The 15613-nt window shown below is 57.9% G+C and carries 15 protein-coding genes; 2 read left to right on the plus strand and 13 right to left on the minus strand.

The window, feature by feature from the left end; translation table 11 throughout:
- Window positions 1-6: 6 nt before the first annotated feature.
- The 5 genes from KO536_RS01820 to KO536_RS01840 form a co-directional block, all read right to left on the minus strand.
- Entirely contained in the window at window positions 7-1446 is a 1440-nt protein-coding gene (locus tag KO536_RS01820) for a mannitol dehydrogenase family protein (protein ID WP_219260891.1), read from the minus strand.
- A gap of 11 nt (window positions 1447-1457) precedes the next feature.
- Entirely contained in the window at window positions 1458-2738 is a 1281-nt protein-coding gene (locus tag KO536_RS01825) for an MFS transporter (RefSeq protein ID WP_095035982.1), read from the minus strand.
- Between the two features lie 206 nt (window positions 2739-2944).
- Window positions 2945-3979 carry a Zn-dependent oxidoreductase gene (locus KO536_RS01830; RefSeq protein WP_219260893.1) on the minus strand — a complete coding sequence of 345 codons (1035 nt, stop codon included), beginning with the start codon at window positions 3977-3979 and terminating at the stop codon, window positions 2945-2947.
- A 77-nt stretch (window positions 3980-4056) separates the two neighbouring features.
- Entirely contained in the window at window positions 4057-5268 is a 1212-nt protein-coding gene (gene manD, locus KO536_RS01835) for a D-mannonate dehydratase ManD (RefSeq protein WP_133079522.1), read from the minus strand.
- A 4-nt stretch (window positions 5269-5272) separates the two neighbouring features.
- Window positions 5273-6274 (minus strand): sugar kinase, encoded by a 1002-nt coding sequence (locus tag KO536_RS01840; RefSeq protein WP_133079521.1) that lies wholly within the window; start codon window positions 6272-6274, stop codon window positions 5273-5275.
- 212 nt (window positions 6275-6486) lie between these two features.
- Here KO536_RS01840 and kdgR point away from each other — a divergent pair, with 212 nt between their 5' ends.
- Window positions 6487-7266, plus strand: a complete 780-nt coding sequence (kdgR, locus tag KO536_RS01845; RefSeq protein ID WP_133079520.1) for a DNA-binding transcriptional regulator KdgR — start codon at window positions 6487-6489, stop codon at window positions 7264-7266.
- A 160-nt stretch (window positions 7267-7426) separates the two neighbouring features.
- Window positions 7427-8236, plus strand: a complete 810-nt coding sequence (locus tag KO536_RS01850; RefSeq protein ID WP_219260895.1) for a hypothetical protein — start codon at window positions 7427-7429, stop codon at window positions 8234-8236.
- Between the two features lie 53 nt (window positions 8237-8289).
- On the opposite strand, the gene KO536_RS01855 is transcribed toward KO536_RS01850, so the two are convergent.
- From KO536_RS01855 to KO536_RS01890, 8 genes are all read right to left on the minus strand, one after another.
- Window positions 8290-9552, minus strand: a complete 1263-nt coding sequence (locus tag KO536_RS01855) for an efflux RND transporter periplasmic adaptor subunit (RefSeq protein WP_257622707.1) — start codon at window positions 9550-9552, stop codon at window positions 8290-8292.
- Window positions 9539-10984: a TolC family protein gene (locus KO536_RS01860; RefSeq protein WP_219261004.1), complete on the minus strand. Its 1446-nt coding sequence runs from the start codon at window positions 10982-10984 to the stop codon at window positions 9539-9541. The genes KO536_RS01855 and KO536_RS01860 overlap by 14 nt, the downstream gene beginning before the upstream one ends.
- 10 nt (window positions 10985-10994) lie before the next feature.
- Window positions 10995-12200: an ABC transporter permease gene (locus tag KO536_RS01865; protein ID WP_326425341.1), complete on the minus strand. Its 1206-nt coding sequence runs from the start codon at window positions 12198-12200 to the stop codon at window positions 10995-10997.
- Window positions 12188-12892, minus strand: coding sequence for an ABC transporter ATP-binding protein (locus KO536_RS01870; RefSeq protein ID WP_219260897.1), 705 nt, complete (start codon window positions 12890-12892; stop codon window positions 12188-12190). The genes KO536_RS01865 and KO536_RS01870 overlap by 13 nt, the downstream gene beginning before the upstream one ends.
- A 133-nt stretch (window positions 12893-13025) precedes the next feature.
- Window positions 13026-13478 carry a hypothetical protein gene (locus KO536_RS01875; protein WP_219260899.1) on the minus strand — a complete coding sequence of 151 codons (453 nt, stop codon included), beginning with the start codon at window positions 13476-13478 and terminating at the stop codon, window positions 13026-13028.
- A 285-nt stretch (window positions 13479-13763) separates the two neighbouring features.
- Complete coding sequence (cyoE, locus tag KO536_RS01880; RefSeq protein WP_133078939.1) at window positions 13764-14651, minus strand: heme o synthase; 888 nt, start codon at window positions 14649-14651, stop codon at window positions 13764-13766.
- A gap of 11 nt (window positions 14652-14662) precedes the next feature.
- On the minus strand, window positions 14663-14989 hold the full coding sequence (gene cyoD / locus KO536_RS01885) for a cytochrome o ubiquinol oxidase subunit IV (RefSeq protein ID WP_016779556.1): 327 nt from the start codon (window positions 14987-14989) through the stop codon (window positions 14663-14665).
- On the minus strand, window positions 14989-15612 hold the full coding sequence (locus tag KO536_RS01890) for a cytochrome o ubiquinol oxidase subunit III (RefSeq protein WP_037031938.1): 624 nt from the start codon (window positions 15610-15612) through the stop codon (window positions 14989-14991). Before KO536_RS01890 ends, cyoD begins: the two co-directional genes overlap by 1 nt.
- Between the last annotated feature and the right edge of the window lies 1 nt (window position 15613).

Raw genomic sequence — 15613 nt, forward strand, 5'->3', positions numbered from 1 at the left:
TTCTTGTTAGTTGTGTGCTGCAAAGTTTTTTAAGTGGCCAGCCATGCCGGTGTGTTCAATGGCGCTGTACGCCCGGTGAACCGCATCACGAAAGGCTGGACGCGCCGACAGTTCGGCCGCAAATACCTGATGCAGATCAAGAAACCCGTCGACTCGCTGAGCACCTTCCAGGCTGCCCGCCAAGTCGGCGAAAACGGCGTTTAGCGGGTCATCAACGACATGCGGCAAAGGCTGCGTGCAGTAGTGGATCCAGGCCGCAATCCCCAATGCGATGCAGTCAATGTCACGCCCGGCATCAAGCAGCTGCTGCGCGCCTTGCAACCACCGCTGCGGCAGTTTTTGCGAGCCATCCATGGCGATCTGGCGCAGGCGATGTTGCAGGCTGTCGTTGGCAAACCTCGCGCAAAGATCACGGGCGTAACCTGCGGTATCAATACCCACGGGCATGGACAGGGTCGGCGCTGCTTCCTCGCCCATGTAACACTGGATAAACCGCAGCAGATCAGGATCGCTGATCGCGTCGAACACCGTCTCGTACCCCGCAAGCAAGCCGATATAGGCCAGCAACGAGTGACTGCCGTTGAGCATGCGCAGCTTCATGGTTTCGAACGGCCGCACATCAGCGACCATCTGCACGCCCTCCACTTCCCAGTCGGGGCGGCCCTGAGGGAAGTGGTCCTCGATCACCCACTGGCTGAAGCTTTCGCACACCACTGCCGCGGGGTCCTGGCAACCGAGCTGCTGCAGACCGCTGAACGCCTGCGCGTCCATGGCCGGAACGATGCGGTCGACCATGCAACCGGGAAACGCCACCTGCTGCTCGATCCACTGTGCCAGCTCGCTGCCTGGCTCCTCCAGCCCCATAACGGCCTGACGGGTACGCTGACCGTTATCCGGCATGTTGTCGCAACACAGCACAGTAAAAGCCGGGATGCCTGCCGCATGTCGGCGGCGCAAGGCCTCCAGCACAATTCCCGGTGCCGTACGCGGTGTCTGCGGGTGGGCAAGGTCATGGACAATCGCCGGATCCTGCAGGCACAACTTCCCCGTAGCCGGGTTCAGGCAGTAGCCTTTTTCGGTGACAGTGAGGGTGACAATCCGCGTGCGCGGGTCGGCCATACGCTGCAACAGTTGCTGCAGCTCCTCACCGCCATCACCGACATACAGGGCTTCGCGCATTACCCTGATATCGCGCAATGTCACCTGTTCGCGATCACGGTATTCAGCCACCGTATAGCGGCATTGCTGTTCGCGCAGTTGCTCCACCAGCGTGCGATTGGAGCGCAAGTTGGCACTGCACACCCCCCACGGGCTTGCACCGTGGCGATTGAGATGGCGCTGCAAATAGACCGCTTGGTGGGCGCGATGAAACGCCCCCAGGCCCAGGTGCACAATCCCGATATCAGCCGCTGTGGCCACCGAAGGTACTCGTTCAACGACAGGCATCGACCTTCTCCTCACGCCGAAGCAGGCAAGACGCTGCCTGCTGGCGGCAGGGCTTCATCGATGACCGGAAGCGGTTTGACATAGCGCGCCACACACACTGCACCGATGATGGTCAGCAACCCCGCCAGCAGGAAGGCGCTGGTGAACGAGCCGGTGAACTGCACCAGAAAACCGGTCAGGGTCGGGCCGATGATGCCCGAGGTATTGGCCAGGAAGTGCATGAAGCCACTGACACCACCGACGCGGGCGGCAGGCACCGTGTCCTGGATGATTGCCCAGTAAATGGCACCGGTGAGGTACAGGAAGAACACCGCCAGCGCCACCAGAGCGACCGCCGGATACAGGGTTTTGACGATCCCGGCAAAGCCGATGCACACGGCACACGCCAACAGACAGGTCACCAGCACTACCTTGCGCGAAAACATCATGCGCCCGGTTTTCTTGAACACGAAGTCGGAGATAAAGCCGCCCAACGCCAGACCAAGGAAGCCCAGCACCCAAGGAATAACCGTGGCGATACTCATCTCCTTGACGTTAAGGCCGTGAGCCATGGTCAGGTAGCTGGGGAACCAGGTGAGGAAGAAGAACAGCGTGTAGTTGTACGAGAAGAACGCCAGCGAAGTGAACAGTACTGTCGGTTGCTTGAGGTAGTAGCGCAATGGATGAACCGGCTGGGCCGCCAACTCGCTCTGGCCTTCGCCCTGAGCGATCTCTTCAGCGATTTTGCCGGTTGGCTTGTCCTTGACGAACTTGTACCAGACCGCGGCCCATACCAGACCAATCAGCATGATGATGATAAACGACACTTTCCAGCCGTAGCTGATGGCGATAAAGCCCACTACCGGCCCGGAAATCGCACCACCCAAAGGGGTACCGGACATGGACGAGCCTAGTGCCCGCGCCCGCTGCTTGGGGGTGTACCAGTTGTTGACCATCTTGCTGGTGGTCACGCTGAGCGGGCCTTCACCCATGCCGAACAGGATGCGGATAAACACCAGCGACATAAAGCCCACGGTCAGCACCGTAAGGCCACTGAACAGCGACCACAGCACCATGGCCAGCAGCAGCGTGGTTTTTGCGCCGTAGCGGTCGGCCGCCCAGCCGCCGATAAAGTTGAATGCCGCATAACCGACAAAGAAACTACTGAAGATCATGCCCATCTCACCCGTGGTCAGACCGTAGTCTTTCTGGATGAAGGGGGCGGCGACGGACAATGCCGAGCGATCCAGGTAGTTAATGACGCCTGCCAGGAACAGCATGATGATGACTAAGGTACGACCTTGACCAAACATTGGAACCTCCCGCTTGTTGTTTTATTCGGTGAGGGTGCTCGCTGGGAGCACGTGAAACTGTGTGCGGTACGCAAAACTCGTAGCAGTTGCCGAAGACTGCGTCCGGCAGCGAAGCTGTCGTAAGGTCAGGTTCTTCGGTGTGCCAGGCAAACCTGAAACGCCGGGTTTACGATGGCTGCGCGATCGGACTTAGCCTGCGGCAACTGCTACAAGATCTCCTTGGGGTTGAGTTGCACCAGCACCTTGCGCGTCTGCTCGGGATGGTTCTCGATCAAGGCAATCGCCTGCGGCATTTCATCGAAATGGATGCGGTGGCTGATCATTTCCTGAACCTGCAATTTGCCGCTGGCGATCAACTCGATCACCCGAGCGAACTTGCGGTTGTTCAGCCGCGAACCCACCAGGGTCAGTTCTTTCTTGATCATTTCCAACTGCACCAGATCGGTTGGCGTGGTGCTGAACCCCAGCAGCCCGATACGCCCCGCCGCTGAGGCAATGCGCACCATTTGCGGCATCAATGCGGGAATGCAAGCGGCGTCGACAATCAGCGGCACACCTTCGCCAGCGGTCAATTCGCGCATCGTCGCTTCGACGTCCACGTCCTTGCCGTTCAGGGTGCGGCTGGCCCCAAAGGCACGGGCGGTTTCAAGGCGTTCGTCAATCACATCGGTCACGGTGATGTCGGTCAGGCCCAGTGCCCGCGCCATTTGCACCAGGGTCAGGCCGATCACACCAGCGCCGTAAATCAGCAGGCTGTCACCCGGCTGCGGCTGCATACGGTCGAGCACGTTAAGGGCGATGGAGTACGGCTCCACTAAAGCCGCATGGCTGAGTGACATGCCGTCCGGCAAGCGATGAACATTGCTCGCCGGCACGCAGACCTGCTCACTGAAACCGCCGTCACGGTGTACGCCGATCACTTGCAGCTTGGTACAGACGTTGGGGCGATTGATCCGGCAGGGGTAGCAGGTGCCGCAGCTGATCACCGGGTCGATGCACACGCGATCACCGACCTTGATCTGGGTCACATCCGCACCCACGTCGCTGACCACTCCGGAGAACTCATGGCCGGTTACCCGCGGGAAGCGCACAAAAGCGTTCTGGCCGTGGATGATATGCAGGTCAGAGCCGCAGATACCGGCATAGGCCACATCGACCTTGACCTCATTGCGCGCCAGTTGCGGGGCGTCGACCTGGGCCAGGCCGAACTCAAAGGGAGCTCTTACTTGAAACGCTTTCATCGGGTAACTCCTGCCAGGGCATGACGCCCCGTTTTTTATAGTTATTAAACAGTCGAGCAATAAGCTTTTAAGCGGTATTACCAGTGCCAGAGCGTGCCGTCTTCCAGACGATTGACCGGCAGGCTGGCGCGTTTGTAGGGGTATCTGGCAGCCAGTTCTTCGTTGATGTCGACGCCATGGCCCGGTGTTTCACCTGGCGTGAAATGACCGTCCTCAAAGCGATAGGCATGGGGGAAGACTTCATCGGTCAGCGGGTCGTGAGGCATGTGCTCCTGGATGCCGAAATTGGGCACCCAGGTATCGAAATGCAGCGCCGCGCCCATGGTCACCGGCGACAGGTCGGTGGCGCCATGAAAGCCGGTACGCACCTGATACAGCGCGGCAAAATCAGCGATCCGCCGTACATGAGTGATGCCACCCGCGTGCACCAGGGTGGCGCGGATATAGTCGATCAACTGCTCCTGAATCAGCTCGCGGCAGTCGTGGATCGAGTTGAACACCTCGCCCACCGCCAGCGGTGTGGTGGTGTGCTGGCGGATCAAACGGAAGGCTTCCTGGTTCTCGGCCGGCGTACAGTCTTCGAGCCAGAACAGATTGAACGGCTCCACCGCCTTGCCCAAGCGCCCCGCTTCAATCGGCGTGAGGCGATGGTGGACGTCATGCAGGATGTGCAGGTCGTCACCAAAGCGCTCGCGCACGGCGGCAAACAGCTTGGGCACATGGTTGAGGTATTTGGCGGTGTCCCACACATGCTCTGCTGGCAGGTCGCTGTCGGCTGGTTCATAGCGTTCGCCGCTGCGCTTGGCTACGCCATAGGTGGTGGCAATGCCGGGTATACCGCATTGCACACGCACCGCCTTGTAGCCCAGTTCAACATGACGGGCGACTTCGTCCAGGCAACCTTCGATGTCCTTGCCGGTGGCATGCCCGTACACCATGACCCGCTCGCGGCTCTTGCCGCCAAGCAACTGGTACAGGGGCATATTGGCGGCCTTGGCCTTGATATCCCACAGCGCCACGTCGACAGCGGCAATCGCGGTCATGGTGACCGGGCCACGGCGCCAGTAGGCACCGCGATACAGGTATTGCCAGATATCTTCGATGCGTTGGGCATCCCGCCCGATCAGCGCAGGCAGCACGTGTTCTTCGAGGTAGGCAACGACTGCCATTTCGCGGCCATTGAGGGTGGCATCGCCGATGCCGTAGACCCCGGAATCGGTGACAATTTTCAGGGTGATCAGGTTGCGACCCGGGCAGGTAACAATCACGCGCGCTTCAACAATCTTCATGGGTTCAGGCCTCGGCGACAGAAGAAAAGACAGGCATGTGCAGGTTCGGCATGGCGCCTGCCGGGATCAGTGCGCCGGGGTGCTGCACCACTTCCGCCGCCAGCTGGTGCCCCCAGCGCGCGGCCAGTTGTGGCGTACCGCCTTGCAAGCGGCAGGCAAGGTAAGCCGCACTGAATGAGTCGCCTGCCGCCGTGGTATCAACGATTCGCTGCACCTTCTCGGCGGGCACCTCGTAACGGCCGGCGGCGCACTGGATCAAGCACGAATCCGGACCACGCTTGAGTGCCACTTCGCCCACCCCAAACTGGGCATAAGCGCGAAACAAGGCCTCGTGATCGGCATAACCGAACAACGCGGCGTCATCTTCCCAGGTGATCAGGGCCAGATCGGTCAGGCGCAGCATGTCGCTGTATGCCTGGCGCGCTGAAGGCGCATCGGACCATAAATGGGGGCGATAATTGTTGTCGAAGACGATGCGCGTGCCGCTCTCGCGGGCCAGACGCAGGGCCAGCATCAGGCGTTCGCGGCCGCCGGGGGTAAGGATCGCCAGGCTGATGCCGCTCAGGTAGACATAGTCGTAATCGGCCAGAGCACGCAGAACGGCATCCGCCTCAGGCCCGTCGAAAACCCGCCGGGCGGCGGCTTCGCCACGCCAGTAGGCAAAACGGCGTTCACCCTGGTCATCGGTCTGAATGAAGTACAGGCCCGGCAGCGCATCCTTGATCACCCGCACATGCTGATCGCCGACACCTTCATCGCGCCACAACTGACGCATGGCCGTGCTGAAAGCGTCCGCGCCAATGGCGGTTACATAGTCGGCAACAATTCCGTTACCGGCGCCCAGGCGGGACAAGTACACCGCCGCATTGAGCGTATCGCCACCGAAGGTCTGGCTGAACACGGCACCCGGCTGGCCGCGCATCTCAATCATGCACTCGCCCACCAGTGCCACCCGCAGGGGCTGGGTCAAATTGGCCTGTGGGCAATGCCCGAGGGTTACCGTCATCTCTGCGCGCCTTGTTTTTATGGGTCGCTTTGCGTCGACACAGGCACCGGAGGGTGACAGTGCGTCGAGCTGATTATTATTTTTGGAACGGCGTTTCATTTTTTCGCTTGAGGTCGAGTTTAATCAAAATCCGAACACCGTCAAGAAAAATGAAACAGCGTTTCGATTCTCTACGGTATATCCTTGTTTTTTTAAATTGCGTTGGAGCCTTCATGGACAACAGCACCACCCAGAACAACGATCTCGTCTCTGCCGTCGGCCGGACCATGGCTGTGCTTGAAGCCCTGGCCGAACACCCGGAAGAGAGTGGCGTTTCCGAAATTGCACAGAAGCTGGACATGTCAAAGAGCACGGTCTATCGCTTTTTGCAGTCACTCAAGGCGCGTGGTTATGTGGTTCAGGATGCGGAAGACCGCTACCGCCTGAGCGTGCGGCTGTTCGAGCTGGGGGCCCAGGCCCTGCCCCATCTGGATATCGTGCGCGAAGCCGAACCTGGCATGCGCCGCATCAACGAACTGACTGGCGAGACCGTGCACCTGGGCATCCTCGACGAAGGCAGCATCGTCTACGTGCACAAGATCGACTCCAAATACAACTTGCGCATGTACTCGCGCATCGGGCGCCGGGCGCCGTTGTACTGCACCGGCATCGGCAAGGTACTGCTGGCCTGGCTGGAAGAAGACGAACTGCTTGCGCTCCTGCGTGAAGAAAGCTTCGAGCGACGCACCGCCAATACCCTCACCAGCATCGACGCCTACCTGCAGGAACTGGCGCTGGTTCGCGAGCAGGGCTATGGCGAAGACCATGAAGAATTCGAAGACAACATGCGTTGTCTCGCAGCCCCCATCCGCGACCGTTTCGGCCATGTGATTGGCGGCATGAGCGTATCGTTCCCGTGCTTTCGCTTTCGCGAAGAACTGAAACAGGACTATGTGAAACAGCTGATGGTGGCTTCGCAGCAGGTTTCAAGTCAGTTGGGCTGGCATCCGTAAGGGTGAAGCAAGGGGCTGCAGCGCTGCGCAGGAAAGTGCAGCACTTGCCTCTAACGCGAATAAAACACAACTGCAACAAGCTCCTTGGATGCGATAAACTGCCCGCCGTTTAAAAGTCGGCAAGGACTCTACCCGGCCTGCCTCTCGCACAAGGATCGTCATGTTAAAACCCTCATTCCCCCTCGTCCTTGCCGCCCTGCTGGTGGCCGGCTGCCAATCCAGCACCCGCGCCCCGGACAAACCGTCCAGGCTCACCCCAGCCCAGGAAAAGGAGCAGGCCCTGCAACGCGGGGTTTATGAAAAGCTGATCAGCAAGGTGCTTGCCCGAGAGGCTGATCTGGCTAACGCCCAGGGCCGCAATGGCAGCTTCAACCTGGTAATGACCGTTGACGACAAGAACCGCATCATCGGTTGCGACACTCAACCCAACACGAAACTGGATAACCGGATCTACCCCTACAACCGCACACTGGCGACCGATCTAGTGTCAATCTGCTGGACCGCGGTGTTCCCCGAGCTGCCTTCATCACTGATCAGTACCAGGACCAGGACGGCTAAAGTCGTCGCTCCGGTCGCGGTTTATCCCCTCACCGGGCTCAGTGCCGAAGACCGCGAACAACGCGCGGCAGCGTTGCTGGACAAGGCGCAAAATAACTTTCTGTTCAAGCACTTGCTTGCCCCGCTGCCCATCGACAGCATCGGTGTCGCCACGCTCATGATGATGAGCGACAGCACAGGCAAGGTGCTTGAATGTGCGGCCAGTCTGGATCCCCATGCCCTGCGTCCCGCTGAGTTCAAGCAGGACGATACCTTGCTTGCCAGCCTGGTCCAGCGCTGCAAGCAAATGAACCTGAGCACCATGCCGGGCTTTGAAGCGAACGCCAGAGGGATAGGCAGCGCATTCCATAGAATCGAGTACTCGCCCTGGAAAGCCGGACTCAAGCCCCCTGCGACGTCAAATTCCGAGTGATGCCATCGCGAGCAAGCCCGCTCCCAAAAGGGGCTGTGTGAAGCGCTGTGTTCTCACAGGCTTCTCACACTCACAAACCCGGAGTTCAGCCCGAACACCTCAACCCCCTGGGCAGTGGATTGGCCAATCGTGACCTCCCGCCGCACCACTGGCGCGTCCAGGTTTTCACGGTGCTCCACGAACATGGCATCACCGGCCTGTTCCACGGCTGCGTGGGGGATGATGAAACTGTTCTCGTTGCGGTATGTCACGATGGTCATGTGGACACTCATGCCCAACCGGACGTTCTTGAAGTCCCCGTTCTCGGGGGCATTTACGGTGATGGTGATAGGGAATGTCGCCGAACTCTCGACACTTTCATCCGGTGTGGCGATCTGACTGATAGCACTCACCTGACCGCTTAGCTGAAGCCCCGAAAAGCCTCCTGCGGACAAAGCGACCTTCTGCTTCAGGGAGAACGTGTTCACGTCTGCCTCCGAAACCTGAGCGACAACCTTGAGCCCACCCATATCAGCCAGTTTCATCAGTTGCTGGCCCTTGGCAACAAGCACGCCCTTATGCAGCGCGCTCACTTCCCCTCCTGCCGGCTGCGGCCCCCCCATTGACAACACAACCCCCGAAAACGGAGCCGCAAGCGTCTTGTGCTCCAGCAAGGCACTGAGTTGTTGGTGAACGATTGATGCATTCTGATATTCCATCTCGGCAATGGTGCGGGCCTCTCCCTTGCCCGAAGCCAGCACATACTTGAGCTGCGCCCGTGTAGACGCCAGTTCCAGGGATTGCAACTGGCGTTGCTGCTTCAAGGCATCGAGTTCGTTACGCGCAACAATACCTTTTTGATACAACGCTTCGACCTGAGATAACTCAAGGTCAAGAGTCTGCATGGACAGTTCTGCCAGCCTGAGCATCTGCCGTGCTTGCATCGCTTCCTGGCCCGTTGCCCAGGTGCGATAGGTTTCAACTACCTGCTGCGCTTTCAACTTGCTGGCCAAGGCGTCCCTGACCTTGATTTCAAGAAGGGCCGTATCGAGCGCGAGCAAAGCCTGGCCCTTTTCTACCGGCATGCCCGGGCTCAAGTCATTGGCGGACACAACCCCCTCAAAAGGCGCACTGACAATGACGGTCTCAAGCGGCTCGATTTTGCCGACCAGGCCGATTTCATGTTCCAGTTTCTGGCTGCGCACAGCCACCCAGTCAACCGCTTCGTCCGGCGTACGGGGCAGGCCTGTCAGCAACACCAAGGCCAGCACCAGCCCTCCTGCGGCCAGACATTTACTGCGAGCGGTCATGGCCTTGACGGGATCAAAAACGCTCAAGTGAAATCTCCCAGTTTTCCAGCATGACACCCAGCAGCAGATCAAGCTGGGCTCGGGCGTCCAGATATGAAATCTGCGCACTCAAATCGGCATCTTCAGCCGCACGCAGGTCGGCTTCAAAACTGATGATTTGAAAGTTGCTGGATCGGCCGGCGTTCAGCTTGTCGTGCTCGATGGCCAGCTTGCGCCTGGACAGATCCATGACCCGCTGCGAAATTCCAAGCTGACGCCACAGGGTGTTCAGGCCGCGAACCGCATCGGTGGTCTGGCGCTGCAAATCAATGCGCGCCTCTTCCTGGAGCAACTGCTGTTGCTCCAGCATGCTCCGGGCGTTGACCTGGCCTTGTCGGATGCTCATGTCGCCAATGGGGATCTCCAGTTTCAGACCGGTGTAACTGTCCCACGCCCGACTGGAGCCATTGATGCTGTGCTGGTCCCGCTGCTGATTGACCCCCGCCACCCACGATACATCCCACCGAGCGCGGTCTTGCGCGACCAACAGGTTGATGGCCGCCTGCTCGCTTTGTAGCAATGTTGCCAGGTATTGCGGCTGCTTGGCCTGCGCCATCTGCAACGCTGTCCCCTGGTCAATCTCAAGCGGGGTCACGTGCAGAGTGTCACTGGCCAACACGGGGGTCGCCAGGTCGAGGGCCAGCAACTTGAGCAGTTGCAATCGACTGGCCTGCAGCTGATTTTTCGCCTCTTCTACGGCCAATTCCTGGGTCGCGATATCCGCCTCGATCTGAATCACGTCAAATTGCGCCACTCGCCCTGCAACGATCAGCAACTGGTTGACCTCAAGTAATGCTACGGCCCTTTTGAGTGCCTCCGTGGCAAGGGTCACCTGGCTTTGGGATTTCATCAGCGTGCGATAGGCCGCGATGATCTCGTAAATGGTTTGCGACACACTCGCCTGCACATTCAGCTGGTTGACTTGCTCGGTCAATTTGGCCAGGCGCAGGGGCGCCGTCGTGACCTCTTTGCCTGCCCCCCTTAGCAACGGCTGGGTCAATGTCAGCCCCAGGCCCTCACGGCTCAGATCACCTGAGTTCTTCGTGGCATTGAGTTGCTGGTTCCAGCTCAGATCCAGACTGGTCCCGTACTCCCCCAGCACACTCACCGAAGGCGTAAGGTCCGAAGCGCGGCTACGATCGCTGCTGCCCCTCGCAAACGTATAAGTCCCCGTGAGCTTGAGTTTGGGGTTGAACATGTTGTCCACCAGCCGCAACTCAAACTTTTCCCGCACGCGCTGGAGCTTGAGGCTGCGGATGCTGTAGTTGCGCCGCAGCCCCAGCGCGACGGCTTCGGCCAAGGACAGATCGATTGAATGCTGGCTCTTCAAGACTGCGCCTTGCGCCTCACTGTGCGGGACGCCTGCCTGTGCAAGCGTCAGCGATGACGGAATGGAAATCGCACATGCAGCACCTAGCATCACCGCTGTTTTAATATTCACGCAGGGCCTCCACCGGGGTCAGGCGAGAAGCCGTGATGGCAGGTTTCAAACCAAAGAACACGCCCACCAGAACAGTACTGGTGATCCCCAAAGGGATAGCGTTCACGGCCAGGGTAAACGCCCAATCCGAGAATCGGGCATAGAGGTAAGCCAGCGCCATGCCCAGGCCTGCACCCAGCACAGCCCCAAAAAAACTGAGCGTCACGGCTTCGATCAGAAACAGATTGCGGATGTCCTGGCGGCGGGCGCCAATGGCCAGGCGCAGCCCGATCTCCGTACGGCGTTCAGAAACATTCATGTACATGACATTCATCACCGCCACACCGCCACCGACCAGGGTGATAACGCCCAAGGCCAGCAAGAGGCTATGGAAAGTACGGGTTTGCCGGTTCATGCCCTCGATCATTTGCAGCGGAGTCACCACCTCAACGGTGCGGGACTTGAAGGCACGGGCCAATACTTCGCGCAACCTCGACGCTACGCGTTCACTCGTGTTGTAGAGGGGGAAGCGAACAACCAGGTCATCGATCCTCGCGTTACCCGACACACGAGCCATGCCCTGCAGGGGCACAAATACCGACAGGTTGGCGTAGACCGGGCTGATCAGTGATTCGGTTCGCGGTTGCAGCACCCCGATCACCTTGAACAGATAGTGGTTGATCTTGAGCCAGTCACCGGTCTGGATCATGGCCCCACTGCGGCTCAGTGATGCCGCGACTTCATGGCCGAGTACCACCACATTCTCGTCCTGATCAAAGGGGTGCAAAAAGCGTCCGTGCGCCAACGACAGCTTCATCACGTCAAGCAGAACAGGTTCGGTGCCGACAAGGCGGATATCGCTGCTCTGACGATTGAATCCGGCCTGGGCAACAGACATGGCGGTGGGGGCGATCAGCAGCCCCTCAAATCCCAGCCCCTTGATGGTTTCAGCCTCAATGGACAAAGGTGAGGCTTGCCCCCCCTGTTTGACTTGCAATCTGACCGCCATTGTATCGACGCCCATGTCATGGAAGACCTTGGCCACATCCTCCCGGGCGTTATGCCCAATATTGATGACCGCGATAATCGAAGCACTGCCTATGACGATGCCCAGCAACGCCAGCGTCGAGCGCTTGCCCAGCGTACGAAAGCTGTCAATTGCGTCCCCGGCCGCGTTAACCAGTGAGGGGGCGATCAAGGAGATCAAAGGTCGCACTGGCCAACCTCTTCAACCCGGCCGCTGTGTACCCTGACTTGTCGGCGCATGAGGCGCGCAACCAAGGGGTCATGGGTGACGATCAATAACGTGACGCCCTGTTCTTTCTGGATCGACAACAGCAGTTCAAGAATTTCGCTGGCCGTCTGGCCATCCAGGCTGCCGGTTGGCTCATCGGCCAAGATCAAGGTGGGTTGCCCTACCAGGGCCCGGGCAATCGCCACGCGCTGCTTTTGCCCTCCGGACAAATCTGCAGGCTTGTAGCAAGCACGATGCGCCATCCCGACGCGTTGCAACATCACCATCGCCTGCTCCAAAGAGCGTGCGCGGTCGAACCAGCGATATCGAAGCGCCAAGGCTACATTTTCGATCACGTTCAAACGGGGGATCAGATTGAAGTTCTGAAAGATAAAACCAATGTTCATCTTCCGAAGGCTTGCCAGTTCGTCACTCTGTGCTTGTGTGACCGGGCGTCCCATAAACAGGTATTCACCCTCATCGGCAAAATCCAGCAGGCCGATAATATTCAACAACGTACTTTTACCGGACCCGGATGCCCCGACGACGGCACAGGCATCTCCAACATCGACACTGAAATCAATGCCACTTATAACGCGACTTGGTTGCCCATCATGAACATAACTTTTACCGATGCCTTTTAAAGAGATGCAAGGGTTGAGTATCACCCCCATAAATAGCCCTCACCGATAACTTTCATCTGTTCATCCACACAGGCAACCGTAAAACACACCCGGTCTGCGCACAGAACTAAAAGCACACAGGCATTACACTGCAATGCCTGTGTGCAGGTGTAAGTCCAGATACTTAAGGATTCAAAACCTTGTACACATTACAGCTAGGGTCCGCACCGGATTTGTCGAATACAAACTCGAACCCGACTTCTATGTTGTCCCGACCATTAAAGTATTTGGCCAAAATCTTGGACAACTGATGCCACTGACCGTCCTGCTTCAAGTCATCGTTGGATTTGATTTGATTTTCCCAACCCAGCATGGGCACCTTGCTATGCCCCATTTTCAAATTGGCTTTATTACCGCCACTCTGACCATTGAGCTTTGTGATCTTGTAGTCTATTGCATAAATACTTTCAGGCCCACCAGCGCCCATGTAGTAATGACCTCTCACTTCGCCCAGAAACTTGCCTGAGGAAGGCTTGCAGGACAATTGAAAGGGGATCTCTTTTAACGGAGCTGCAACTGCAGAAAAACTCATCACAGACAAGGCAATCAAACCAATCCGCACTGGAAGTTTAAACATGACGCTTACCCTCATAAGTAAATATCTAAATTTGGCTTATCAGTAAATCTAAGCGCCGCAATTAATACATGCCGCTGACATTACAAAACACAGGATAAATTACTTGGCAAAGTAGGATTATTCCTAATTAGCGCATAACACAGCAAACTACTTGCTACCGACTATTATTAAACACCTCACTCAGAAACTGCATAGCCACCACAACGAATTTCACGCAGATCATTTGCACGCATAAAAAAACCCCCGCGCTCCTCTCGAAGGCGGGGGTTTTTCAGTCTGGCTATCTTAGTGCGCGTAAGTCAGCAGCAACTCGGCGGGCGCTTTGAAATCCAGGGACATCATGACGCTCAGTGCGGTAATGGTGAAGATCGAGAACACGAACAGCTTGCGTGCCCAGACCTTGTCGTCGACGGCCTTGTAGCCCGTCCACGCCATGTACAGCCAGTACATGCCCATCGCAGCAGCCACGGCCATGTAGCTCATGCCGGCGTATCCGCCGAGGGTGAGCATCAGGGTCGCGATCAGGAACGCGAGGATGTAGAGCAGGATGTGCTTCTTGGCAACTTTGATCCCGCGCTTCACTGGCAACACCGGAATCGATGCAGCCAGGTAATCGTTGAAGCGGAAGATCGCAATGGCGTAGGAATGCGGCATCTGCCACAGGCTGAACATCACCAGCAGGGTCAGTGCGGCCATGTCGAAGCTGTTGCTCACTGCGACGTAGCCGATAACCGGTGGCATCGCACCCGACAGACTGCCAATCAGCGTGCCGTGAACCGACTTGCGCTTGAAGTACAGGCTGTACAAACCGACGTAGATCACAAAGCCGATCGCTGCGAACAGAGCCGCCAGCGGGTTGGCTACGCGATACAGCAGGGCAAGGCCGGCGACCCCCAGCAAGGTGGCGTACACCAGTGCCACCTTGAGGGAGATCAGACCCTGGACCAGTACGCGGTTCTTGGTGCGGTCCATCTTGATGTCAATGTCGCGGTCGATGCAGTTGTTGAACACACAACCGGACGCTACCACCAGGGAGGTGCCGATTACCGCGGCCAGGAAGAGGGCAAGATCGAAATGCCCCTTCGAGGCCAGGAAAAACCCGCCTGCCACAGAAAGCACGTTACCGAAAATGATCCCCGGTTTGGTGATTTGGATAAAGTGCTTAAAGGACATCGGGTCTTACCTCACTTCGCCATCATTTCAGTGTGGATGCTGAACATGATCCACAGGGACAAGCCCACCAGCAGCACAATAACCAGGGCCGCGAATACCAGCGCCGTGACGTTGTTGCGTTGAGCAGGCGAACGGTCCAGGTGCAGGAAGTACACCAGGTGAACAACTACTTGCACCACGGCGAACAACAGTACGATCGCCAGCGTGGTGAATTTTGGCAGCGATGGATACATCACCAGCCCAAACGGAATAACGGTCAGGATCACCGACAGGATGAAGCCGATTGCATAGGACTTCACGCTGCCATGATTGGCGCCGTCGGAATGTGCGTTAGCCATTACAAAGTCCCCATCAGGTAAACAACGGTGAATACGCAGATCCAGACCACGTCCAGGAAGTGCCAGAACAGGCTCAGGCAGCTCAGACGGGTCTTGTTGGTCGAAGTCAGGCCATTTTTCTGCACCTGATACATCATGATCGCCATCCAGATCAGACCGCTGGTCACGTGCAGACCGTGGGTACCTACCAGGGTGAAGAACCCGGACAGGAAGCCCGAACGGCTAGGGCCGTAGCCTTCGGAGATCAACAGGTGGAACTCGTTGATTTCCATGGCGATGAAGCCTGCACCGAGCAGGAAGGTCATGCCCAGCCAGAACAGCACTTGCTGCTTTTTGCCCTTGAACAACGCCAGCATGGCGAAGCCGTAGGTGATCGAGCTGAACAGCAACAGGGCGGTTTCACCCAGTACGTATGGCAGCTCGAAGATGTCGTGGCCCGACGGGCCACCCGCTACGTTGTTAACCAGAACTGCATATACCGCGAAGATCGACGCGAACAAAATGCAGTCGGTCATCAGGTAGAGCCAGAAACCAAATATGGTTGTCTCGCCCGCGTCGTGGTGTTCCTCGTGCTCATGGTCGTGACCATGAGCGTGTCCAGCAGTGGTCGCTAAGTTCGACATG

Source organism: Pseudomonas sp. NKUCC02_KPG, assembly GCF_019345465.1.
In the GTDB taxonomy this organism is placed as follows: Bacteria; Pseudomonadota; Gammaproteobacteria; order Pseudomonadales; family Pseudomonadaceae; genus Aquipseudomonas.